Genomic DNA, 23,698 nt, shown 5'->3' with positions numbered 1-23,698 from the left:
GGTACATTAATTTTTCATACAAACATGAAAAATACTATATTTACTTATTGCCTTATATTCTTGATAAATCAGCAATAAAGAGTAAAATTTAATATTTTAAAAATAAATAAAAAATAATGTCAAATCTGTCTAATAACTTTATAGCCGGCGACTGGGTCAAGGGTTCTAGTTCGATATCTAACATAAATCCTTCCGACACTAACGATGTCATTGGTGAGTATGCGCAAGCAAATAATGCTCAGCTAGAGGATGCCCTTAACTCTTCTCAAATTGCGCAAAAGCAATGGGCTGCTACTGGTTTGGAGCAGCGACAAGCTGTGTTGATGAAGATTGGTGAGGAGATGATGGCTCGAAGTGCTGAGTTAGGAGAGTTACTTTCTCGTGAAGAAGGTAAACCGTTAGCTGAAGGCAAAGGAGAAATTTATAGAGCTGGTCAATTTTTTACTTACTACGCTGCTGAAGTGCTTCGTCAAAGTGGGGATACTGCAGATTCAGTTAGGCCAAACATTGAAATTGATGTTCGACGAGAAGCGATGGGGACTGTTGCAATTATTTCTCCTTGGAACTTCCCAACTGCGACTGCAAGCTGGAAAATTGCCCCTGCATTAGCATTCGGTAATGCAGTTATTTGGAAGCCTGCCAACCTAACTCCAGCAAGTGCAGTAGCGTTAACAGAAATCATTGTAAAGCAAGATATTCCAAAAGGATTATTTAATTTAGTTATGGGTTCTGGATCATCTATCGGTCAGGCTTTAGCTGAAAGCCCAAAAGTCCATGCTATTAGTTTTACTGGGTCCTATGATGTTGGCCTTCAAATAGCTGGTGCTGCGGCAAAAAACTTAACGAAGTTTCAATTAGAACTTGGCTCTAAAAATCCATTAGTAGTAATGGATGATGCAGATATTGATGTTGCTGTTGCTGCGGCTACTGGGAGTGCTTTTGGAAGTACAGGTCAAAAGTGTACTGCCTCATCAAGGTTAGTTGTTCATGCATCAATTCATGATGAGTTTGTTGATCGAATGAGTCAATCTACTGCAGCTCTTAAGGTTGGACATGCGCTCCACGAAGGGACTCAAATTGGCCCAGTAGCAAGTCAACAGCAACTTGACTCAAATCTTAAATACATGTCTTTAGCTAAAGAAGAGGGCTGTGAAATAGTATGTGGTGGTGAAAAACTGGAGCTCGATAATCCTGGCTTTTATATGCAGCCTGCCTTATTAGTTGGCGGTAATAACGCTATGCGCGTGAACCGAGAAGAATTATTTGCGCCTATGGCTTGCGTTATTAAGGTTACGGATTATGACGAAGCTCTATCAGTTGCCAACGACACAGATTTTGGTCTTGTTTCAGGCATTATTACTCAGTCACTATCACGAGCAAGTCATTTTCGAAGAAACGCAGAGAGTGGGTGCGTAATGGTGAATTTACCAACGGCTGGTACTGATTATCATGTTCCTTTTGGTGGTAGAAAAAACTCAAGTTTTGGTCCTAGAGAGCAAGGATCATACGCAAAAGAGCTATATACTCAAGTTAAAACTTCATATATTTCTAGCGGAAACCCATAATGGCTCATCCATCACTTTTTATTGACGCACTTCAGTATAACAATTGGAGTGAAGAGGTCTTCAAACAAATTAATGATGGTGGGCTTAGTGCGGTCCACGTTACAATTTGTTACCATGAAGACTTTCAAGAGATGGTGAAAAATGTTATTGATTGGAATCGCCGTTTTGAAAGTTTTTCAGATTTAATTTTTCATGGTAAGTCTGTAAGTGATGTTCTTAAAGCTCAAAATGAGGGACGAACTGCAATATTTTTTGGTTTTCAGAATTGCTCGCCAATAGAAGACGATATTGGATTGGTCGAAATATGCCATCAATTGGGTGTTAGATTTATGCAGCTAACCTATAACAATCAGAGTTTATTGGGCACAGGTTGTTATGAAGAAAATGACCCAGGTATAACCCGAATGGGTAAGCAAGTAATTAAAGAAATGAATAGAGTTGGCTTAGTGGTTGATATGAGCCATTCTTCAGAAATTTCTACGCTTGAGGCGATTGAAATCTCAGAGCGCCCTATTGCAATTACCCATGCTAATCCAACTTTTTGGCATCCTGCATTAAGAAATAAGTCTAATAAAGTTCTTAAGGCTTTAGGTGAAAGTGGCAGTATGCTTGGTTTTTCAGTCTATGCGCACCATCTTAAAGGTGGTACTAACTGTTCACTAGAGAGTTTTTGTAATATGGTTGCCGACACTGCCGAAATTATGGGTGTTCATAATATTGGTATTGGAACTGATTTATGCCAAAATCAGCCTGACAGTGTTGTTGAATGGATGAGAAATGGAACTTGGACAAATGAGCGTGACTTTGGAGAGGGCTCTGCAAGTTTTGCAGGTTTTCCTGATCAGCCAAAGTGGTTCCGTGATAACCGTGACTTTTTAAATATTGCAACTGGCCTAAAAAGTGCTGGTTTTAATAGCAATGATATTGATTCAATCATGGGTAAGAACTGGCTAAACTTTTTTGAAGCATCCTTTGAACCTTTATAATTGGAATTATGACTACAGAAACTGCAATTATTGATATTGAATCTGATTTTATGAGATCACCTGAAAAGGTTATGCGTCTTGAGAGAATGGGTTCTTCATTCCCTACTCGTTTAAGTTTTATGCGAACGCTTATAAGGCGAATGGCTCGTGAGAATTGGAAATTTGAGAGAACTCGTCGAGAAGTTGATAAGGATGGTTATGGTTTAAGTATTTATGCTGTGACGACTCCACATAGGACATATTCATTGGTTGCCTTTACTCAAAAAATACCAGATGAAATGAGAACTGATAGAGTTATTGCAGAAGTATGGGATGCAACTTTTAATCTTTTTGACGGTGTACCCACTCAAGAAGATATTGACTATTTAGCAAATAATACCCCCAAGCAGGAAGGGGGTCGATATAGACCAAGTGAGCTTGCTTTAGCAAGAGCAAACAAAAGTTTAAGAGTATTTAAAAATGCAGTTGACTCTCTATCAAAAGGTCAGCAACCAGATATCGATTTATTAACTTCTGTAGGTTATTTAATGAGAACTTCCGCGGTTTATGGAAGTGGAAAGTTTGGCTGTGCAGATCGAGCTAAGATTGCTGATCGAGAGGAGTGTAAAGCACCATTTCAAATGGAGTTGTTAACTGTTTATTTAATTCGCTGGTTTACGATTGATTCAGTTGAAGAGCTTGCAAGAGAAAGAGGCGGTAAAAAAGCAGTTAAACTTGATAAAACTACACGTCAATTTATTGGTGTGGGAAATGCAACAGGCTTGGGTATGGCTCCATTTTTACTTAAACACCCAGCATTAATTCATAATTGGGTTGTTGCAAAAGAAACCGCATTAGCAAGAGTAAGATCAATTGAAACTCCAATTGAAGGTACTCTTAAAGTTTTCTTAAAGTCACTGTTTCAGGTTAGTCAGCATGTTGATGAATGGAATGTTGAGGATACTGTCCAGGCTGATAGAATCTCGTGCTTAACAGACGAAATACAATCGCTCAGGATTTGGTGTGAAGATGAGTTTAATATATCTAGACCCTATCCTTGGAATGGAATTTATCAGTTTGTAGAGGATAATTTTTCATTAGAATGTCAAGAGATGGTCGTCTCTTTAATTATTGAGCCTCATGGCTCATTAGTAGATGATCTTGCAGAGACAATGTCAACTAATCTGATTCCAACATTCAATGCAGATATGTCATTAGCCCAATTAAAAGAAGTTGTTGAAGATTCTTATCAATGGGCTACTAGTATTGATTTTTCTTTAAAAGAATCACAGCACCATTTTTGGTACTATTCTGAAGATAAGTTGGAGCCTAGGTTTGGCTCTAAAGGAATTGATGATGGCGTTGAGCAAGAAATGCCACTGGCTATTGGTAGAGATGTAAGTCAGCTCAATAAAGTATTATCATCCACTTCTAATGATATTTCAATCAGTGAGTTTGTAATGATGTACCCAGAATTTAGACATATCATTCGTCGAATTCAAAATACTTTTGTCAGGCCTTATTCTGAAGTTCAGGATAATTTATTAAGTGAATCCATGAGGCCACTAGATTTATTACGTTTTAAGTTAGCCTTTTTTGGGGCTTCAAAGTTTGATCCAAAGTCCGACTTATGGACTCGGATATCAATGTATCAAGGTGCTCCAATGCCTGATCAACTGTCAGAGCCAAACCATGATTGCTGGTCATTTCCAATTGCGGGAAGACCCCAGTCATTTCCGTGCATAAATTGTACATGTCAGAAAGTTATTTAACAATTTCATTAAATGAAGTTCTTTTTTATTTCACTAGAGCAGCCTTTGGTGTAGAAGCTCCTATTGGTCTTTCAGAAGACTTTGCAAGAGCCAATATGTGGATTTCAGAAAATGGTTTTGACCCTTCGCTATGTAGCTTAAAAGCGCTTGATAATCTAGATAGTCAAGCAAGTAGTTTATCGATTAAATTTGAAAAAACAAAAGCAGGGGGACATTTATTTTGTCCAGAAGAGAAGCTCTTATCTTCTTTAGAGGCATCTTCAAGCAGTGTTGATTGGGTTGAGATTAATAGTAGAGTCAGTGAATTAAAAATTAGTAATGTTGATTCTCCATTTTTAGTTGTTTCCGCTCTTGGTGCTAATAAATGTAATGGGCTAAAAGTACTTTGGACTGATCAAGATAAAAATCAATTTCAAGTTAACTTAACTGATAATGAAGAGTGGGAAGTGTTAAGCTCGTCATCTAATCCTATAGAATTAAGCAGCAATGCTGATGTGTTAATTTCACCTCTAGAAATAGGTGATAAATCCTATAAAGGTAAGAATGTTAAAAAATTTAAGTTAGCTGAAGAAAAATTAAGAGTACTTCATAATGGCATTAAAGTAGAGGAGAATTGGCAGGCAATTTATAGCTACTTTTCACGCTGCTTGGTTAAATCAAGTGCTGAGTCTAGAGCTTCAGGTGCAGGCGCAGGACTAGTTGATACAGACTAATTTAGCATTCAATAAAGCTTACAGCCAAACCGCCTAATGACGTCTCTTTATATTTTGTAGACATATCAAGGCCAGTTCTTTTCATAGCAGCAATACACTGATCTAGCGAAATTAAATGTTCACCACTTTCTCTAAGCGAAAGTGAGCTTGCAGTATACGCCTTAACTGCGCCAAATCCATTTCTCTCAATACAAGGAACTTGAACAAGACCCTTGACTGGGTCGCACGTCATTCCAATATGGTGTTCTAGCGCCATTTCTGCAGCATTTTCAATTTGCGCTGTTGTGCCGCCTCTAACAGTGCATAAAGCCGCAGCAGCCATTGAGGATGCTGATCCTACCTCCCCTTGACAGCCAACCTCAGCTCCTGATATAGAGCTGTTATGTTTTATTAGCCCACCAATCGCAGATGCTGTTAATAAGAATTGACGAATTTGTTCTTGAGTTGCCGACTTATGTTTATAGAAGTAGTAAAGAGTTGCTGGAACGACACCTGCTGCTCCATTAGTGGGCGCAGTCACTACCATGTGACCAGCAGCATTTTCTTCATTTACTGCCATGGCATATGCACAAAGCCAGTCACTAGAATTTGTATTTTCTGGATCACTCTGGAGGCTTTCATGCAATTTTTTTGCCCGCCTCTTGGTATTTAAACCACCCGGCAATATACCTTCAGTTGCAAGACCACTCTCAACACACGTTTTCATTGCGTCCCAGATAGTATCAAGCTCCTTATTCAGAATTTTTTCAGGAATATTTTCTATTTCATTGGCGAGCTTCATTTCCCAAATAGTCTTATCATGCTTTTTAGACATTTCCAGCATTTGATCTGAATTATCAAACGGGAATGGATAGGCTGAGCTTGGCTCCGCTGCAATGGGCGCTTCAACATTATCTATTTCTGCTAATGTAGATATAAAACCACCACCGATAGAGAAATAAGTATGTGATATTAGAATTGAATCTGTCTTGTCAAGAAGCTCAAAAACCATACCGTTAGGGTTTTGCTTTAATGAGTTCCTAGTATCAAAAATGATATCATCTTCCGAAAAGAATGCAACTTTTTGAGTGTTGTTGATAGCTATATTTTTTGAGCTCCAAGTTCTCTCAATGACTTCATCCATATTCTCTTTAATGATGGTATTTGGAAGATATCCATTAAGTCCAAGAGTGACAGCTCTATCTGTTGCATGGCCAACTCCTGTGTAAGCTAAAGAATTCTTTAGAGTGCATCTAATATGACGCATTTCACCAGCAGGATTTGAATCTAAAAATTTTTTGACATGCGTCATAAAATCATTGGCAGCAACCATAGGCCCCATTGTGTGCGAGCTTGAAGGCCCAACACCAACTTTAAATAAGTCTAAAACACTGATAAACATAAAAAAATTAGATAAAAATTATTACTAACATTCTACATTAATATTTGATTTTAGCTATTAAAAAAATTCATGATACCGTGAATTTCTTAATAGCTATTTTTAAGAGTACTGTCTTAATAAGTAAATTAAAATATCAATATTAATTAGAAAATCACTATGGGTTGAATTATGTCAATAGTATTAGCGTCTACAGACTTCTGGGAGGATATGGAGGTTTGGTCAAATGGCCTGCAAAAAGCTATGCCAGAGATGGATATAAAAGTTTATCCAGATGATGGTGATGTTAATGAGGTTGAATTTGCTGTTGTCTGGAAGCATCCTCGAGGTATTTTAAAAAAATATCCTAATTTAAAAGCAATTCTGTCCTTGGGGGCGGGAGTAGACCATATTATTAGTGATCCTGACTTACCAGAAGGATTACCTATAATTCGCCTGGTTGATAAAAAATTAACTCATGAAATGTGCCTTCATGCCTTGCATTGGGTGCTTCATTTTCATAGCGGTCAGTATCTTTATAGATCTCAACAACTTAAACGCCAGTGGATTCAGCAAAGCTCTATTCAGACAGAGGACCGAACAATTGGCATTATGGGCCTAGGGAATATTGGCAGAAGTATTGGTGAATTATTAGTTACTCAAAGTTTTAATGTTATTGGCTGGGGCGCTAATCAAAAATCTTCACTGACAGATATTAAATATTATTATGGTCAGGATCAGCTTTCTGATTTTTTAGGCAGGACGAACATTCTAATTAATGTCCTTCCCTTAACATCAGGTACTACCAACATTATTACAAAAAAAGAGCTTAGCCTTCTTCCAAAAGATTCATTTATTATAAATATTGGTAGAGGTGGAATAATTAATGAGGATGATTTGTTGACTCTTCTTAGTGAAGGGTATATTAAAGCAGCTGCTTTGGATGTATTTACTCAAGAACCGTTGCCAGAAAATAATTCACTTTGGGACCATCCTTCAGTTTATATAACGCCACACATTGCAGGCCAAAGTAATCCAAACTCAGCAGGACAAACTATTTCTGAAAACATCTATCGAATCCAAAAAGGAGAATTGCCTTATCCTATATATAGTAGGACTAATGGGTATTAATTCTGATATAAAACTTTATGATTAACTAAAGGAAGACTGGGTGAGACTTGTAACCATTCTGTCGATATTCACATAATTACCCTATTTATATCAATTCAAGACGAATTGAATTCAACTAAATAAACTATTCTTATATAATATGGCTTTTTGAGACAAATTTTAATGTCTAAAGATACGCTAATTCGAACTACTCCTTTGCACCAAATGCACTTAGATGCTGGAGCAAAGATGGTACCATTTGCTGGGTATGATATGCCTGTAAGTTATCCTCTTGGGATAAAAAAAGAACACAACCACACACGTGAAAAAGCAGGACTTTTTGATGTCTCTCATATGGGACAAATAAGGCTGGGTGGTGCAAATGCAAAAAAAGCACTTGAGTCTATAGTTCCAGTTGATATTATTGATTTACCCTTAATGAAATTGCGCTATGCTTTATTTACAAATAAATCTGGCGGCGTAATGGATGACTTGATGGTTACCAATCTGGGCGATGAAGATTTGTTTTTAGTGGTTAATGCCGGCTGTAAAAATGCTGATTTTGCTCATTTACAAAGGACAATTGGTGATGACTGTAAAGTAGAGTTTCTTGAAGATGTTGCGCTTTTAGCATTACAAGGCCCTTTAGCCCACAAAGTTTTATCTGAGATTGCACCTTCTATTAGTGAAATGATTTTTATGAGCGCTAAACAAGTAGTTATAAATGGAATGGAATGCTTGGTAACAAGATCTGGCTATACAGGAGAAGATGGTTTTGAAATTTCATTAGCAGCCAAAGATTCTGAAGAGTTAGCAAAACTTTTACTTTCTAATATAGAAGTTGAATGGGTTGGCTTAGGTGCAAGAGACTCTCTTCGTTTAGAAGCTGGATTATCTCTTTATGGTCATGAGCTTGATATTCATCATAGTCCTGTTGAGTCTTCATTGGGCTGGGCCTTATCCAAGGTAAGAAGAACTGGTGGAGAAAGAGAAGGTAATTATTTAGGCTTCGAAACTATTATGAAGCACCTTAATGAGGGCTCTGAATCAAAGGTTGTTGGCCTTCAACCACAAGGAAGAATGCCTGTTCGAGATGGAGCCATGATTGAAGATGAGTTGGGTAATAATGTGGGAAAGGTAACAAGCGGTGGCTTTGGCCCTAGCATAAATAGACCAATAGCTATAGCAAGGTTAAAAAAGAGTTATATAGAAAAAAATTCCAAGCTTTTTGCATTAGTTAGGGATAAAAAAATTGCAGTTGAGATTGTAAGTCTGCCATTTGTTAAACAGAACTATTACAGAGGTTAAATATTAATATGAGGAGCAGTAATGAGTATTAAATTTTCAGAAGATCATGAATGGATTCAGTCACAAGGAGATGATCTAGTAGTTATTGGGATAACGGATTTTGCCCAAGAGCAATTAGGAGATTTGGTTTACGTTGAGTTACCGGAAGTTGGGGATGAGTGTAGCCGCGGAGAGAATATTTCCGTAATTGAATCAGTTAAAGCTGCTTCAGATCTAGTTGCACCAGTATCTGGAACTATTGTTGAAGTTAACAGTCGTTTAGAAGATGAGCCAGAACTTGTCACTGAAGACTCTATGGGCGAAGGTTGGTTTATCAAGGTGAAATTATCAAGTCCTGAAGAATTAGATGAGTTAATGGATGAAGGCGCGTACAACACTTTTATTGAGGAATAAGGAAAGAGTTAAATGGCTAAAAAAATTGAAGATTTATTAAATAATGATGCCTTTACTACTAGGCATATTGGTTCTTCAACTGAGCAGAAAAATCAGATGCTTGATTATCTTGGTTTTGACAACTTAGATAAGTTAATTGATGAGATTGTGCCAGATGTTATTCGTCGGAAAAAGCCGATGAATATAGCTAAAGGTATGTCGGAGTTGGCAGCCCTTAAAAAATTAAGAAATCTAGCTAGAATGAATATTCGTTATAAGTCATTCATTGGCCAGGGTTATTACAATGCAATTACACCACCAGTAATTCAGCGCAATGTCCAAGAAAATCCTTCTTGGTACACTGCGTATACTCCTTATCAGCCAGAAATATCTCAAGGCCGGTTAGAGGCATTAATGAATTTTCAAACAATGGTCTCAGACTTAACAGGGATGGATTTAGCAAATGCATCAATGCTAGATGAGGCAACTGCTTGCGCAGAAGCTATGACTTTATGTCATCGAGTTAGTAAATCTAAGAGTAATATCTTCTTTGTAGCTAATGATTGTTTTATTCAAAATATTGAAGTAATTAAAACTCGAGCTGAGCCACTAAATATTGAGGTTGTTGTTGGTGACCCTCTAACTGATCTAAAAGAGCTTGATTGTTTTGGAGTGTTATTGCAATATCCTAATACTTATGGCGGCTATAGTGATTACTCAAGTTTAATAGAATTAGTTCATCAAAAAAAGCTCTCGTTGCAGTTAGTGCAGACTTACTTTCTTTAACACTTTTAAAGCCACCTGGTGAAATGGGTACAGACATAGTAGTTGGTAATACTCAAAGATTTGGAGTGCCAATTGGTTATGGTGGTCCACATGCTGCCTTCATGTCTATCAGTGACAAATACAAAAGGTCTATGCCTGGGCGTATTATTGGAGCATCGGTTGATACTAAAGGGAGGCTTGCTTATAGACTTGCGCTTCAGACTAGAGAGCAACACATTCGCCGTGAAAAAGCGACAAGTAATATTTGTACTGCTCAAGCTCTTCTAGCAATTATGGCAAGCATGTATGCTGTTTATCATGGACCAGAGGGACTTAAAAATATCGCTGATCGAATTTTTCGCTACTCAAGTGTTTTTGCTGACGGCATGTCAGAAATGGGATTTCGTATTTTAAATGAGACATTTTTTGATACATTAACTATAGAAGTTGAGAACTCTGATGCAGTAGTTATGCAAGCTGAAAAGAATGGATACAACATAAATGTTTTTAGTAAGACACTCGTTTCAGTTTCATTTGATGAGCTCAGTGCTCCTGAGGATATAGAACGCTTATGGAAAATATTTAATACAGAATCTGGCCTAAATACTCAAATTATATTTGAAAAAAATAAGACTCAAATTCACAAAAGTCTAAAAAGAAAATCAAGCTTCTTGACACATGATGTTTTTAATACCTATCGATCAGAAACAAATATGATGCGCTATATTAGGTATTTAGGAGATAAGGATATTGCACTTGATCGCTCAATGATTCCTCTTGGTTCATGCACAATGAAGCTTAATGCTGCAGCTGAATTAATACCAGTATCTTGGCCAGAATTTTCTCAGATCCATCCAGCAGTTCCAATGAATCAAGTCATAGGTTATCAAGAGATGATTAGTGAGCTTGAAGAAATGCTTTGTGAGGCAACAGGTTATGCTGCAATATCACTGCAGCCTAATTCAGGAGCTCAGGGTGAGTATGCGGGGTTAATTGCAATTCGTGCTTATCATCGAAGTAGAGGTGAAGAAAACAGAAATATTTGTTTAATTCCATCTTCTGCCCATGGTACTAATCCAGCATCTGCACAAATGGCTGGTATGAAGGTAATCGTAATTGATAGTGCAGAGGATGGCAATATTGATCTTTTAGATTTAAAAGCAAAAGCAAAAGAGCATGCCGATAATCTAGCTGCAATAATGATTACATATCCTTCGACTCATGGAGTATTTGAAAAGGATGTAAAAGAGGTTTGTGAAATTGTTCATAATGCTGGAGGTCAGGTTTATATTGATGGTGCTAATATGAATGCAATGGTTGGTGTTTCTGCTCCAGGTGAATTTGGAGGCGACGTATCACACCTTAATTTACATAAAACATTTGCTATTCCTCATGGCGGGGGTGGTCCTGGAGTTGGGCCAATTGGCGTTAAAGAGCATTTAGTACATTTTTTACCAACAACGCCATTAAATAATACAGATGTTGGAAGTATTTCTGGGGCTCCATGGGGTTCTGGCAGTATTTTGCCTATCAGTTGGATGTATATTGCAATGCTTGGTAAAGAAGGCCTTTATGCTTCTACATGCAATGCAATTTTAAATGCAAACTATATATCAAAGAGACTTGAAGAGCACTATCCAATACTTTATAGTGATGAAAATGGTAGGATTGCCCATGAGTGTATTATTGATATTAGGCCCATTAAAGACACAGTTGGTATAAGTGTAGATGATGTAGCTAAGCGACTCATTGATTACGGTTTTCATGCCCCAACTATGTCATTTCCAGTTGCTGGAACGTTGATGATTGAACCAACAGAGTCTGAGTCATTGGATGAGCTTGATCGATTTTGTGATGCTATGATACAAATCAGAAAAGAGATACTAAAAGTTGAGTCTGGAGAATACTCTACAGAAGATAACCCGCTAATTAATTCTCCACATACTCTAGAAATGGTAACATCTACAGAATGGAATTTTTCATACTCCAGGGAAGAGGCAGCATATCCTGTCGAAAGTTTAAGGCGAGTTAAATACTGGCCGCCAGTTTCGCGAGTGGATAATGTCTATGGTGATAAGAACTTAATTTGTTCTTGTCCAAGTGTAGAAGATTATAAATAAAAATTTTATGACATCATTTTTGATTAGTGTTTTAGGTGACGATAAACCTGGGCTTATTGATGGTCTTTCAAAGATTATTGTGGCCAATAATGGTGACTGGATTGAGAGTAATATGTCCAGCTTTGAAGGAAAGTTTGCTGGAATTCTGAAGGTTAATGTGCCATCCAAAAATGCTACTCAATTAAGTAAAGAGTTGGTTTCATCGTCTTTAGGATTGCAAATAGCGTGCGAAGAAACTTCTCCATTAAAGCAAGCTAATGTAAAGAGTTATAACATTGAACTTATTGGTCAAAATCATGTTGGCATTATCAATAAACTATCTCATGTTCTAGCAGATGATTTGCAAGCAAATGTAGAAGAGTTAAAGACTGAGATAATTGATGCATCTATGTCTGGAGAGCAGCTTTTCAAAGCACAAATTACTCTTCATTTGCCAGTCTCTCTTGACGAAAACCTTATTAGAGATAAGCTTGAGCTAATTGCAGATGAGATGATGGTAGAGATATATTCTTACGAAAGTTAGGATGGTTTGATTAGTAAGAGTTATTATTTCTTTTGATCTAGAAACTTCCATAAGCAATAAATGGACCATTTCTATAATTAGACTTTCCATAGTTAAACGGCTCATCATTTGGATGCTTAACTGAGCCACCTGCACATCTCAATACAGCATCTCCAGCAGCAGTGTCCCATTCCATAGTTGGACCAAATCGAGGATAGACATCAGCCTCACCACAGGCAACTAAACAAAATTTTAATGAAGACCCAATGGATGTTGTATTCTTAATTTTATGATCATTTAACCAAGTGTTTGTTAATTCGTCACGATGAGAAACGCTCGCTACAGCAACAGCTCCAGATTGAGGTAATTCTCGAATAGTTATAGGCTTAATTAAGTCATTTGATTCTTCGAAAGCGCCAGTAGTAACTGAAGCAAAAAACATCCTGTTAAGTACAGGTGCATAAACAACCCCTAAAGTTGGAATGCCATTTTCAATAAGTCCAATATTTACAGTAAATGAACCTAAGCCATCTTTTTTAAGGAACTCTTTTGTGCCATCAAGTGGATCTATGAGAAAAAACTGATTCGTAGCTTTTGAACTATGACTTTTTGAGTCTTCTTCTGAGACGATTAGGATATCTGGGGTAATCTCTTTAAGTTTTTTAAGAATTACATGCTCTGCTGCTTTGTCAGCTAGTGTAACCGGCGATCCATCTTCTTTGAAGTTAACATTTATTGAATTAGCATAGATTTTCATAATTTCATTACCAGCATTTCGGGCTGTTAATTTCAACTCTTTTAATAAATACGAGTAATCAATAGTTTCCATTTTTCTGGGTTAGTGTTTTATAAAAACTACTAAGTAATAATATTATGCTCTGGACCAAATGGAAATTTGGTAATGTCATAGGCGCTATCTTCAGTTAACACCATAACATCATGTTCACGATAACCACCAGCACCAGGCTGACTTCCTGGGATCATAATCATAGGCTCCATAGAGACAACCATATTTTTTTGCAGCACTGTATCTATATCCTCTCTTAGCTCAACTCCAGCTTCACGGCCATAGTAGTGAGACAAAACTCCAAATGAATGACCATATCCAAAAGTTCTACTTTCAAGCAAGCCGTACTCTTCAAAAATTTTATTAAGTTCAAGTGCGATGTCTTTGCATGCAACTCCTGGCTTGATAAGTTTCATTCCTTCCTCATGTACCTTTACATTAATTTCCCACAATCTCATGGATGCGTCATCAACATGATCATAAAATAATGTTCTTTCGAGTGCAACATAGTAGCCTGCAATCATTGAAAAACAATTAAGACTTAAAATATCACCTTTTTGAACTTTCCTAGTGGTCACGGGGTTGTGCGCGCCATCAGTATTAATGCCAGATTGAAACCAAGTCCAGGTGTCCATTAGCTCTGAGTTTGGATATCGCTTAGCAATTTCTCTGACCATAGCCTGCGTCGAGTGAAGGGCTACCTCGTGTTCTGGCACTCCTTCTTTAACGGCTTCAACGAGTGCTGCTCCGCCTATATCACAAACATTTGCTCCCTGAATGATATGAACAATTTCCTCATCTGACTTGATAGAGCGCATCTTCATGCAATCAACTGAAATATCAATAAAGTTTGATTTGTTAAATGCAGCTTGAAGCTTATCCAAGCGCTCTTTAGTTATATGATCATACTCTATGCCAATTTTATCGCCATTACGTACGAGCTGTTGTAGTGCATAAAAGAAGCTATCTTTTTGCCAGTCTGTGTAGACTAAGTTTTCACCAAAAGTTCTACGCCAAGGTTGGCCACCATCAATATTTGCAGTTACCGTTGTAGTTTTATCTTGCGTAACGACAAGTGCGTAAGGTCTGCCAAAAGAGCAATAGAGGAAGTCACTGTAATAATTAATGCCATGAATTGACGTAAAAATTACACTATCAATGTTATTTTGCGCCATATGAGTTCTGAGACTTTGCTGGCGATTTTGGAATTCTTTATCACTAAATGTGTGAACTATATTGTCACCATTTGGTATAAGTATTGTTCTTGGCATATTCATAGCGACTCCTTTGATTGAGTTAATTTGTGCGGATGTTAGTCATTTTAGTAAAGTATAGCAAGCTTTTCTTAAAGCATATATTTTCTGCTTGATGAAAAATAGTTTACGACCCATGGTCTAATTACTCTAATTCATTGAGGTTTATTTAAAATACTTTCACGTATGAATGTATAAAGTCCTGAAGCTACGACAATTGATGCTCCAATAAGGGTAAAGCTATCTGGCCTCTCTCCAAGAACTATTATTGCTAGAAGCATTGCGAATACAATCCGTGAATATCGGAATGGTGATATAACGGACATTTCACCAATACGTGATGATATAACAAGTGAATAATAAGCAATTACCCCAAAAGTCGATGCTCCAATAAAGTACATAAGTTGATATAGTGATGGAGCGATCATTGGCGAATTAAATGGAATAATTAAAATACCTGAGATTCCAAAAGCTATAAAGGCATATAAAGCAATCGTTACCGAGGGAAGGTCAACCTTCATTGCGCGAGTTGATAAATCTCTTGCTGCTAGAAATAAAGATCCAAGCAATGCAAATATTGAAGCCGGCATAAAGCCACCATAGCCAGGACGCAAAATTAATAACACACCCATAAAGCCAACAAATACTGCTGTCCAGCGCCTCCATCCTACTTTTTCTCTAAAAAATATTACAGCACCAATGGTTACTAATAATGGCGTTATTTGTAGAATAGCTGAAGCGGATGAAAGAGGCGTTAAAGCAATTGCTGTAACAAAAAATACCGCCCCTAAAAGCTCACAAATTGTTCGAATTATTACATGCTTATTTAATAGGTCTTTATGAAAAATTGGTGCTTTCTGAAAAAGTGCAATTATGAGAAAAACGATACTTCCAGTAAAGCCAAGAATTATTATTACTTCTGAAATTGGAAAATAAGCTGAGAGAATTTTAATAAATAAATCCTCAAATGCAAATCCAGCCATTGCAAGAATCATGAATAGAATACCTCTTAAGTTATCCATGAATTTTTTAGGTCTAAGTGTTTAAAGTTAAATTTTAACTGGAACTAAGCTTTGAATTTACTTATTTTTTTGTACAAATAATAGTGTTAACTTTGGTATCTCTTCTTGGCACGTAAAAAAATGATTGACAGATATATATTTTAAGAACAAAATGCGGAAATAATTAGTGTCAATCTTTATGTTATGTAGGGGTTTCATGCAGAATAGATATTTTCTTGGATTTTTATTAGTCGTTATCAGCGGAATCATCTGGAGTTTTGGTGCGCCACTTGTTCGCCTACTAGAAGATGCTGAAAACTATAGACTTCAATATCTACTTTATAGGGGTTTAATAATCACATCGGTGATTCTCATTTATGTAGCATTTAGAGAAGGCAAAGATTTTTTTCTTACGTTTAAGAGGATCGACTCCTGGAGTTTGGTCGGAAGCGTTGTAATGTCATTTACATTTTTTGGATGGATTTATGCATTAACAACAACAACAGTTGCTATTACTCTATTAATGCTTGCCCTGTCCCCAGTTCTTTCTGCGTTTTTAGGCTATCTTATTTTAGGTGAAAGGTTGAGCCCTATAACTTTCATAAACATGTTGATTGTTGCTGCTGGAATTACAATTATGGTTTGGGATACTGAAAAATCAACTACTTTATTAGGTGTTGTTTATGGTTTCTTTGTAGCTTTAGGCTTTGCAATATACACAATTACAATTCGAAAAAACCCTGAAGTGCCTAAATTATTAACGCCTGCTCTTGCTGGCTTTTTTTGTATGTTATGGGCAACAATTTTAATTCTAGTAAGTGGAAGTAGTTTTGAGATGGCCTCAGCCAATATTGGAATTAGTATGATGCATGGCTTAGTAGTTGGAGTTGGCCTTATATTATATGGATTAGGGGCAAAATATTTGCCTAGTGGTGAGCTTGTAATGCTTTCATTGCTTGAGGTGGTTTTGGGAATTTTTTGGGCATGGCTTCCAATATTTGGCATTCACGAGGTTCCGAGTACAAATACTTTAATTGGTGGTTGCGCTATATTTATGGCAATTATTTTTCAGGGAATGAATGCCAGAAAAAAACATGTAATTCCTATGCCTTAGAGTGTTATTTTTAATTAAGTCTAGCTGGAATTAAAAACAGTCTGTTTTCTTTTCTAATTTTTACAACTGCATAAGGCAATGATAAAATTGTAAACAATTATTTAAATACTAAGTTGAAGTAAGATGAATGAATTAGTTTTTCCCAATATAAATATTGAAAGTCTTGATAGGTGGGTTGGAGATCTATCACCTCTAAAGTGTGTTGAAATCAAAGATGAAACTCACAATGTTAAGAGCTTTACTTTTAAGTCAAAGAAAGACGCATGGTTTCAGTTTTTGCCAGGCCAGCATACAACTCTATTTTTAAATATAGATGGCAATGAGGTTATGAGAACTTATACCATAGCGTCAAGTCCAACTCGACCGTACACAATAACTATTACTAATAAAAGAATGAAGGATGGGGTTGTTACTAACTGGATGCATGACAACTTAAAGATTGGTGATTGCGTTGATGCTCTTAATATTGGAGGGTCTTTTAGTGTTGCTCTTGATCAGCCTAGGCCTAAAATTTTACTTATGTCAGGTGGAAGTGGTATTACCCCAATGCTCTCAATGACAAGATACTTTATTGATTTATCTATAAATGTTGATTTAGTTTTTATTCATAATGCACTATCTCCCAAAGATTTAATTTCAAAAGAAGAGCTTGAGTTTTATGAACTTCATCAGACTAACTTTAAAAGGCATTTTATATGTGATAAACCAGATGCAAACTGGGAGGGACCTAGTGGATTTTTAAGTTCTGAACTGCTTTTAGAACTTGTGCCAGATTTCACTGATAGAGAGGTATATTGTTGTGGGCCAGAACCTTATATGCAAAATGCAAAAAAGATTTTAGAATCGAGCAATTTTGATATGTCTGCTTATCATCAAGAGAGCTTTGATATTGAGAGTTCAACTGCTCAAAGTAATATGGCAGTTAATCTGGAATTGCCAGAACATAAAGTTCCAGATAGTGGAATAAATGAATATAATGTCACCCTGTCGAAGAGTGATAAGGTGGTGTCTTGTGGCAGTAATTCGAGTATATTGGTTTCAATTCAAAAACAAGGCATTACAGTTCCTTTTGCTTGCTCTATGGGGCTATGTGGAACATGTCGCACCAAGATGATAGAAGGTACAGTTGAGATGGATGCTCAGGGTGGGCTTTTAAAGTCTCATGAGGAAGAGGGTTACATACTTACTTGTTGTTCTTATCCCACAAGTGACGTAGTTCTTGATTTATAGTTTTATTGTTTGAGCTTAAATTATTATGCAAAAAAAATATTCTTGGTATTCGTTATTAAAGGCTGGATTAGGCAATCAAGAATGGGATCAAGCGATCCCATTATCAAAACCTAAATCTAAGTACGATGTTATTATCATTGGTGGTGGTGGCCATGGACTAGCTACAGCTTATTATTTAGCTAAAGAGTGCGGTATTACAAATGTAGCGGTTCTTGAAAAAGGCTATATTGGTGGTGGAAATACTGGCAGAAATACCACTATTATTCGTTCAAACTATTTAAGGGACGAGGCTTCTAGTCTTTATGAGCACTCCATGAGACTTTGGGAAGGGCTTAGTGAAGATCTAAACTTCAATGTTATGTTTAGTCAGAGAGGGGTGTACAACCTTGGACACACTCTGCAAGATATGAGAGATATTGAGCGAAGAGTAAATGCTAATGTGCTCAATGGTGTTGATGCGGTAGTAGTTGACCAAAAGGAGATAAAAGAACAAATTCCAATTATTAATACTTCTAAAAATGCAAGATACCCAATTATGGGAGCATCTTTCCAGGCACGTGCTGGCGTTGCTAGGCATGATGGTGTTGCTTGGGGTTTTGCCAGGGCCGCTTCAAATCTTGGAGTTGACATTATACAAAATTGTGAGGTTATTGACATCGAGGTTGAAGAAGGAAGAGTAAAAGGCGTTAAGACAACATTGGGTGATATTATGGCAGATCGAGTTGGCTGCGTAAGTGCAGGGCACTCTTCAGTTGTTGCAAAAATGGCAGGATTAAGACTGCCAGTTGAAAGCCACCCTCTTCAAGCATTTGTGTCTGAAGCTATGAAACCAATTCTCCATACGGTAGTAATGTCGAATGCTGTTCATGGTTACGTAAGCCAGAGTGATAAGGGAGATTTAGTTATTGGAGCTGGTATTGATGGTTACAACTCATATGCTCAAAGAGGTAGTGCAAAGATAGTAGAACATTGCGCTGCTGCAATACTTGAATTGTTTCCAATTTTTTCGAGAGTTCGTATGAACCGTCAATGGGGAGGCATAGTTGATGTTTGCCCTGATGCTTGTCCTGTAATTAGTCCAACAAAAGTTGAAGGGCTTTACTTTAACTGTGGCTGGGGAACTGGAGGCTTTAAAGCGACTCCAGGCTCTGGAAATGTTTTTGCTCACACCATTGCTCAAGATAAGCAACATGAGTTAGCAGTTCCATTTCATATTGATCGTTTTACAAGTGGAGCTCTTATTGACGAGCATGGTGCAGCAGGAGTTGCACATTAGTTATATATAAAGGTAATATTATGTTTTTGATAGATTGTCCATATTGTAAAGAATCGAGAGATCAAAATGAATTTTCTCCTGCTGGAGAGGCTTTTATTGCCAGACCTCAGAACCCTGAAGAGCTTAGTGATGATGAGTGGTCTGATTATGTATTTTATCGCACTAATCACAAAGGAGATCACTGGGAGCAGTGGGTCCATACTAATGGATGTCGTAAATATTTCTTAGTTAAAAGATCTACGATTAGCCATGAAATTCTTGAGGTTGCGGCTTTTGGAGAGGTAACGAGCGAGAATCGATCATGAGATTAAAGAATCATAAGAGTGACTTTATAGATCAATCTGAAGTTCTAAGCTTTATATTTAATAACAAATCCTATAAGGGGTACAAAGGCGACACCTTAGCTTCTGCATTAATAGCAAATGACGTTCTATTCTATGCTAGAAGCTTTAAATATGGACGTAAGCGTGGCCTAATGGGTTCAGGTGTTGAGGAGCCTAACGCACTTGTTTCACTAGAAATTGGTGGGCGCTATACGCCTAATTTGAAGGCAACTGAAGTTATGATTTATGATGGCTTAAGTGCAGTGAGCTCTAGTAATCCAAATTCAATTGATTTTCGCGCTTTAATTAAACCATTACATCGATTTATGCCAGCAGGTTTTTATTATAAAACCTTTATAAAGCAAAAGGTTTGGGCAATGGTTGAAGATAGCCTAAGATCACTTGCAGGCTTTTCAAAAGCCCCTACTGAAAAAGATGAGGATGTTTATGATCATATTTTCCATCATACTGAGGTCCTTGTTGTTGGAGGTGGCGTAGCGGGAATAACAGCTGCATTAGAAGTTCTCAATAACTCTAAAACAACAAGGGTTATTTTGGTTGATGAGCGAGCGCATTTAGGTGGGGAATTATTTAATGAATTTCAAAGTGATGATACTGCCATTAGTTGGCATCATGATAATCTTAGTAAGTTACTGGAATTTAAAAATGTAGCCAATAGTCGTTTGAAAATATTCTCCCGATCAACAGCCTATGCTTGGTATGACCATAACTATATAGAGGTATTGCAAACTAATGCTACTGGTGAGTCATTGATATCAGGAGGCACACAAGCTGCTAGGAAAGTGCTGCATAAGATAAGAGCTAAAGAAGTTATATTGGCAACTGGAGCTCATGAGCGCCCTATATTATTTGAAACGAATGATTTAGCAAATATAATGTTGAGTCAGTCTGTTAGGCGTTACCTTAATGAGTTTGGTGTAATCTCAGGCAAAGATGTTGTTTTGTATGGAAATAATGACAGCATCTATAGCACAGCAATTGACATCAATAATAATGAGATTAACTGTAAGGTCATTGATATTAGGCCATCTGGTGGAGAGAGTGAAACTGTCTTAAAGGCAAAAAAATTAGGTATCGAAGTTCTCCAAGGTTATGCTGTGCTAAAAGCACATGGAACAAACCTTGTAAAAGGTATCGAGGTTTCTTCGGTTGAAGTGCAAGGCAAGAAGTGGAGGCTTACAGGTCCTTCAAAAAGATTGAATTGTGACTTATTGGCATCATCAGGTGGCTTTAATCCGGTGGTCCACCTTGACTGTCATTGCGGCGCAAAAACTTTTTTTGATGAAGGTTCTCAAGCTTTTTTGCCACAAAAGGTGCGAAAAAATAGACAAGTGTGTGGCTCAATTAGTGCCATTGGATTTTGGAAGGATGTTGTAATTGATGCAAAAAATAAAGCTCAATTGACTCTTTTATCTTTGGGCGAAATTAAGAAATCTACCCAAGATAGCATGAGCGAAAATTATTTAGATTACTACAATGCTAGTCAATTTTTTGTGCCAATAGAAATTCTGAATAGGCCTAAAGTGTTTATTGATATGCAAAATGACGTGACTACTTTAGATGTTGCTCTAGCAATTAGAGAGGGGTATCGCTCGATTGAACATATTAAGCGCTACACTGCGATGGGATTTGGAACTGATCAAGGTAAAACTGGTAATATCAATGGTATTGCTGTTGCAGCACAGTTTCTAGATGTTCCTTTGTCTGAAGTTGGAACAACTACATTTCGCCCAGCTTATACTGGAGTTGATTTTGGTGCTATGGCAGGCCGGGAAGTAGGAGGTTTTTTTGATCCCCAACGGTATACAACAATCCACGACTCTCATTTAGAAAGTGGAGCAGAGTTCGAGGTTGTAGGCCAATGGTACCGACCTTGGTATTATCCAAAGAGTGGAGAAGATATTCATCAAGCAGTTAATAGAGAGTGTCTTGCCGTTAGAACTTCACTTGGAATGATGGATGCATCAACTCTTGGAAAAATTGATGTTCAAGGGAAAGATTCTAGAGAATTTTTATCCAGAGTTTACACCAATGCTTGGATGAAGCTTGCTCCAGGGAGCTGTCGTTATGGACTTATGTGTAATGAGAAAGGAATGATCATTGATGACGGAGTCTCAGCCTGTATCAATGATAATCACTTTATTATGACTACTACAACTGGAGGTGCTGCAAGCGTTTACTCTGCTTTAGAGATGTGGCTTCAGACCGAGTGGAGTGACTTAGATGTTCATCTTAGTAGTGTTACAGACCAATTTGCAACCGTTGCAGTTGTTGGACCAAATGCTCGTAATTTGATGAAAGTTCTATGTCATGACATTGACTTTGAGCGTGATAATTTTAAGTTTATGCAGTGGCGACCTGGAACAGTATGTGGCGTAGAAGCAAGGATTATGAGGATTAGTTTTTCTGGCGAACTTGCTTATGAAATTAATATTGAGGCTAATTATGGTCGGTATATTTGGGATGAGGTTGCATTGGCTGGTAAGCAATGGAATATAACGCCTTATGGAACTGAATCAATGCATGTACTTCGCGCGGAAAAAGGTTATATTATTGTTGGTCAAGATACTGATGGTTCGATGACACCAATGGATGTCAACATGAATTGGATTCTTGCAAAAGATAAACCTTTTTCTTATATTGGCCGTCGTTCTTTTAGTATTTCTGCACTCAATTCTGATGATCGCTTTCAACTAGTAGGACTATTAACAAAGGATGCTCATGTTGTGCTTCCAGAAGGTTCTCACATAATTAATAATAAAGGAGGCTCCATAGGTTATGTGACCTCCAGTTATTTTAGCCCTATACTTAGAAGGTCAATTGCAATGGCTCAACTTAAGGGGGGACTTTCAAAAATGACTGAAATAGTATTAGTTAAAATTGTTCAAGAGAAACAAGGTTTAAAGGAAATCCCTTGTGAAGTTTCTAGTAGTGTTTTTTATGATATTGAAGGTGAAAAGGTGGATGGTAATGAGTAGTTTAGTAGAAAACAATATTATGGAATTTAGAACAACTTTTCAACCTGTTTTGGATCAGGATGGTTTTCTTATTAATCAAGATGACCTAGTTTGCCGTGAGATTTCAGATTTATCTTTAATGGTTATAAGAACATCAAAAGATCATAAAAAAAATGCTATTACTATTAAAGACATTTTTAATGCAGAGTTACCTGAATCTTTATCTGCAAGCCTCAATGATAATGGTGATAATTTTCTATGGATAAGCCCAGATGAAATTTGGTTGCTACATAATAGAAATAATAAAGATCAACTTCTTGAAAAGTTTAAATCACTCCCTAAAGGAATGTCAACGACAGACAGTTCTGGAGCTTATGGTATTCTGGAGTTTTCAGGAAATAATGTAGACACCTTATTGTCTAGATGGATGAGTTATGATTTAGAGGGCTCCTTGACTATAGGTAAAGTTGTATCAACTACTTGTGGGCAAGCGCCAGTTTGTATTTATCGAAATATTGAGGGAAATTTGTTGATGATGGTTAGACACTCGTTTTCTCATTATGTTGCTGGATTATTAAAGGATAGTGCAAAAAGAATATAAGGAAGAATAATTTATTATGAAAAAGGTTAGCTTTAAAAGTATGGAGAATGGAACTGCTGAAGAGTATGCTTTTCTAAATGACCTTGAAGATGAATTTAATTTAGAGCTTCCAAAGCGATTGATTGCTTCACTGAGATCACTTAATTCAAGTCTTTCTGGTTATCAAATTAGTAGGCTTGAGCATAGTTTACAGGGTGCTACAAGAGCCCATTTTGCCGGGGAAGATTTGGAAATAGTAATAGCGATTTTATTTCATGATATAGGAGATGGTCTAGCTCCATATTCACATTCAGAAATGGCAGCAGCAATCCTTCGACCTTTTGTATCAGAGAAGACTTATTGGATTGTAAAACACCATGGTGTCTTTCAGATGTACTACTATGCACATCATTCAGGTGGAGATAGAAATGCTAGAGAATTATTTATTAATAGCCCTTGGTATCAAGATGCTATAAAGTTTTGTCATGAATATGATCAGAATTGTTTTGATCCAAATTATGAGACAAAGCCTCTAGAATTTTTTATTCCTATGATCAATGATTTTTTTTCAAGTCCCAAGTTCAATGAGCCTGAAAAACTTGTATGA

Annotated in this window: 19 protein-coding genes and 1 pseudogene; 16 read left to right on the top strand and 4 right to left on the bottom strand. The window is 37.0% G+C overall.

Translation table 11 applies throughout. The features are described from left to right. Nucleotides 1-116 precede the first annotated feature (116 nt). From ABXT44_RS08370 to ABXT44_RS08355, 4 genes are read left to right on the top strand one after another with little or no spacing between them, the layout of a single operon-like run. Entirely contained in the window at nt 117-1,565 is a 1,449-nt protein-coding gene (locus tag ABXT44_RS08370) for an aldehyde dehydrogenase family protein (protein ID WP_416686880.1), read from the top strand. After that, a complete protein-coding gene (locus ABXT44_RS08365) occupies nt 1,565-2,551 on the top strand; it encodes a membrane dipeptidase (RefSeq protein WP_416686877.1) in 987 nt (328 codons plus the stop codon). The genes ABXT44_RS08370 and ABXT44_RS08365 overlap by 1 nt, the downstream gene beginning before the upstream one ends. A gap of 8 nt (nt 2,552-2,559) precedes the next feature. Next, nucleotides 2,560-4,302, top strand: a complete 1,743-nt coding sequence (locus tag ABXT44_RS08360) for a hypothetical protein (RefSeq protein WP_416686876.1) — start codon at nt 2,560-2,562, stop codon at nt 4,300-4,302. Next, nucleotides 4,284-5,015 carry a hypothetical protein gene (locus ABXT44_RS08355; RefSeq protein ID WP_416686873.1) on the top strand — a complete coding sequence of 244 codons (732 nt, stop codon included), beginning with the start codon at nt 4,284-4,286 and terminating at the stop codon, nt 5,013-5,015. The genes ABXT44_RS08360 and ABXT44_RS08355 overlap by 19 nt, the downstream gene beginning before the upstream one ends. A gap of 1 nt (nt 5,016) precedes the next feature. Here ABXT44_RS08355 and ABXT44_RS08350 read toward each other — a convergent pair whose 3' ends face one another. After that, on the bottom strand, nt 5,017-6,396 hold the full coding sequence (locus tag ABXT44_RS08350) for an L-serine ammonia-lyase (RefSeq protein ID WP_416686871.1): 1,380 nt from the start codon (nt 6,394-6,396) through the stop codon (nt 5,017-5,019). Nucleotides 6,397-6,564: 168 nt separating this feature from the next. Between ABXT44_RS08350 and ABXT44_RS08345 the strand changes: the two genes are divergently transcribed. The 5 genes and pseudogenes from ABXT44_RS08345 (at nt 6,565) to ABXT44_RS08325 (ending at nt 12,570) form a co-directional block, all read left to right on the top strand. After that, entirely contained in the window at nt 6,565-7,503 is a 939-nt protein-coding gene (locus ABXT44_RS08345; RefSeq protein WP_416686868.1) for a 2-hydroxyacid dehydrogenase, read from the top strand. Nucleotides 7,504-7,665: 162 nt separating this feature from the next. Then, complete coding sequence (gene gcvT / locus ABXT44_RS08340) at nt 7,666-8,790, top strand: glycine cleavage system aminomethyltransferase GcvT (RefSeq protein WP_416686866.1); 1,125 nt, start codon at nt 7,666-7,668, stop codon at nt 8,788-8,790. Between the two features lie 21 nt (nt 8,791-8,811). Beyond that, entirely contained in the window at nt 8,812-9,183 is a 372-nt protein-coding gene (gcvH, locus tag ABXT44_RS08335; protein WP_416686863.1) for a glycine cleavage system protein GcvH, read from the top strand. Between the two features lie 12 nt (nt 9,184-9,195). After that, nucleotides 9,196-12,047, top strand: a pseudogene (gcvP, locus tag ABXT44_RS08330) (aminomethyl-transferring glycine dehydrogenase). Between the two features lie 7 nt (nt 12,048-12,054). Next, nucleotides 12,055-12,570: a glycine cleavage system protein R gene (locus ABXT44_RS08325; protein ID WP_271541538.1), complete on the top strand. Its 516-nt coding sequence runs from the start codon at nt 12,055-12,057 to the stop codon at nt 12,568-12,570. A 37-nt stretch (nt 12,571-12,607) separates the two neighbouring features. Here the strand turns inward: ABXT44_RS08325 and cysQ are convergent, their stop codons facing one another. The 3 genes from cysQ to ABXT44_RS08310 all read right to left on the bottom strand — a co-directional run bounded on the left by cysQ (nt 12,608) and on the right by ABXT44_RS08310 (nt 15,611). Continuing rightward, complete coding sequence (gene cysQ / locus ABXT44_RS08320; protein ID WP_416686860.1) at nt 12,608-13,378, bottom strand: 3'(2'),5'-bisphosphate nucleotidase CysQ; 771 nt, start codon at nt 13,376-13,378, stop codon at nt 12,608-12,610. A gap of 29 nt (nt 13,379-13,407) precedes the next feature. Further along, entirely contained in the window at nt 13,408-14,613 is a 1,206-nt protein-coding gene (locus ABXT44_RS08315; protein ID WP_416686858.1) for a M24 family metallopeptidase, read from the bottom strand. Between the two features lie 131 nt (nt 14,614-14,744). Then, the gene (locus ABXT44_RS08310; protein ID WP_416686856.1) at nt 14,745-15,611 is read right to left on the bottom strand and encodes a DMT family transporter; all 867 of its coding nucleotides are present in this window, start codon (nt 15,609-15,611) and stop codon (nt 14,745-14,747) included. Nucleotides 15,612-15,807: 196 nt separating this feature from the next. On the opposite strand from ABXT44_RS08310, the gene ABXT44_RS08305 reads away from it, so the two are divergent. The 7 genes from ABXT44_RS08305 (at nt 15,808) to ABXT44_RS08275 (ending at nt 23,698) form a co-directional block, all read left to right on the top strand. Further along, nucleotides 15,808-16,704 carry a DMT family transporter gene (locus ABXT44_RS08305; protein WP_416686854.1) on the top strand — a complete coding sequence of 299 codons (897 nt, stop codon included), beginning with the start codon at nt 15,808-15,810 and terminating at the stop codon, nt 16,702-16,704. 123 nt (nt 16,705-16,827) lie between these two features. After that, nucleotides 16,828-17,934, top strand: a complete 1,107-nt coding sequence (locus ABXT44_RS08300; RefSeq protein WP_416686853.1) for a 2Fe-2S iron-sulfur cluster-binding protein — start codon at nt 16,828-16,830, stop codon at nt 17,932-17,934. Nucleotides 17,935-17,959: 25 nt separating this feature from the next. Next, nucleotides 17,960-19,210, top strand: a complete 1,251-nt coding sequence (locus tag ABXT44_RS08295) for a sarcosine oxidase subunit beta family protein (protein WP_416686850.1) — start codon at nt 17,960-17,962, stop codon at nt 19,208-19,210. A 20-nt stretch (nt 19,211-19,230) separates the two neighbouring features. Then, nucleotides 19,231-19,515: a sarcosine oxidase subunit delta gene (locus tag ABXT44_RS08290; RefSeq protein ID WP_416686848.1), complete on the top strand. Its 285-nt coding sequence runs from the start codon at nt 19,231-19,233 to the stop codon at nt 19,513-19,515. Further along, nucleotides 19,512-22,532 carry a 2Fe-2S iron-sulfur cluster-binding protein gene (locus ABXT44_RS08285; protein WP_416686845.1) on the top strand — a complete coding sequence of 1,007 codons (3,021 nt, stop codon included), beginning with the start codon at nt 19,512-19,514 and terminating at the stop codon, nt 22,530-22,532. The genes ABXT44_RS08290 and ABXT44_RS08285 overlap by 4 nt, the downstream gene beginning before the upstream one ends. After that, entirely contained in the window at nt 22,525-23,112 is a 588-nt protein-coding gene (locus tag ABXT44_RS08280) for a sarcosine oxidase subunit gamma (protein ID WP_416686843.1), read from the top strand. The genes ABXT44_RS08285 and ABXT44_RS08280 overlap by 8 nt, the downstream gene beginning before the upstream one ends. 16 nt (nt 23,113-23,128) lie before the next feature. Next, a complete protein-coding gene (locus ABXT44_RS08275) occupies nt 23,129-23,698 on the top strand; it encodes an HD domain-containing protein (protein ID WP_416686841.1) in 570 nt (189 codons plus the stop codon).

The sequence above is a fragment of the Candidatus Pseudothioglobus sp. Uisw_041 genome (genome assembly GCF_048087625.1).
Classification (GTDB): domain Bacteria; phylum Pseudomonadota; class Gammaproteobacteria; order PS1; family Pseudothioglobaceae; genus Pseudothioglobus.
This window is presented reverse-complemented; position numbering and strand designations above follow the sequence as displayed.

What these genes read in the sequence shown, in the direction of transcription:
- ABXT44_RS08370 (WP_416686880.1), top strand. Translation starts at nt 117, where the DNA reads ATGTCAAATCTGTCTAATAACTTTATAGCCGGCGACTGGGTCAAGGGT.
- ABXT44_RS08365 (WP_416686877.1), top strand. Translation starts at nt 1,565, where the DNA reads ATGGCTCATCCATCACTTTTTATTGACGCACTTCAGTATAACAATTGG.
- ABXT44_RS08360 (WP_416686876.1), top strand. Translation starts at nt 2,560, where the DNA reads ATGACTACAGAAACTGCAATTATTGATATTGAATCTGATTTTATGAGA.
- ABXT44_RS08355 (WP_416686873.1), top strand. Translation starts at nt 4,284, where the DNA reads ATGTCAGAAAGTTATTTAACAATTTCATTAAATGAAGTTCTTTTTTAT.
- ABXT44_RS08350 (WP_416686871.1), bottom strand. Translation starts at nt 6,396, where the DNA reads ATGTTTATCAGTGTTTTAGACTTATTTAAAGTTGGTGTTGGGCCTTCA.
- ABXT44_RS08345 (WP_416686868.1), top strand. Translation starts at nt 6,565, where the DNA reads ATGTCAATAGTATTAGCGTCTACAGACTTCTGGGAGGATATGGAGGTT.
- gcvT (WP_416686866.1), top strand. Translation starts at nt 7,666, where the DNA reads ATGTCTAAAGATACGCTAATTCGAACTACTCCTTTGCACCAAATGCAC.
- gcvH (WP_416686863.1), top strand. Translation starts at nt 8,812, where the DNA reads ATGAGTATTAAATTTTCAGAAGATCATGAATGGATTCAGTCACAAGGA.
- ABXT44_RS08325 (WP_271541538.1), top strand. Translation starts at nt 12,055, where the DNA reads ATGACATCATTTTTGATTAGTGTTTTAGGTGACGATAAACCTGGGCTT.
- cysQ (WP_416686860.1), bottom strand. Translation starts at nt 13,378, where the DNA reads ATGGAAACTATTGATTACTCGTATTTATTAAAAGAGTTGAAATTAACA.
- ABXT44_RS08315 (WP_416686858.1), bottom strand. Translation starts at nt 14,613, where the DNA reads ATGAATATGCCAAGAACAATACTTATACCAAATGGTGACAATATAGTT.
- ABXT44_RS08310 (WP_416686856.1), bottom strand. Translation starts at nt 15,611, where the DNA reads ATGGATAACTTAAGAGGTATTCTATTCATGATTCTTGCAATGGCTGGA.
- ABXT44_RS08305 (WP_416686854.1), top strand. Translation starts at nt 15,808, where the DNA reads ATGCAGAATAGATATTTTCTTGGATTTTTATTAGTCGTTATCAGCGGA.
- ABXT44_RS08300 (WP_416686853.1), top strand. Translation starts at nt 16,828, where the DNA reads ATGAATGAATTAGTTTTTCCCAATATAAATATTGAAAGTCTTGATAGG.
- ABXT44_RS08295 (WP_416686850.1), top strand. Translation starts at nt 17,960, where the DNA reads ATGCAAAAAAAATATTCTTGGTATTCGTTATTAAAGGCTGGATTAGGC.
- ABXT44_RS08290 (WP_416686848.1), top strand. Translation starts at nt 19,231, where the DNA reads ATGTTTTTGATAGATTGTCCATATTGTAAAGAATCGAGAGATCAAAAT.
- ABXT44_RS08285 (WP_416686845.1), top strand. Translation starts at nt 19,512, where the DNA reads ATGAGATTAAAGAATCATAAGAGTGACTTTATAGATCAATCTGAAGTT.
- ABXT44_RS08280 (WP_416686843.1), top strand. Translation starts at nt 22,525, where the DNA reads ATGAGTAGTTTAGTAGAAAACAATATTATGGAATTTAGAACAACTTTT.
- ABXT44_RS08275 (WP_416686841.1), top strand. Translation starts at nt 23,129, where the DNA reads ATGAAAAAGGTTAGCTTTAAAAGTATGGAGAATGGAACTGCTGAAGAG.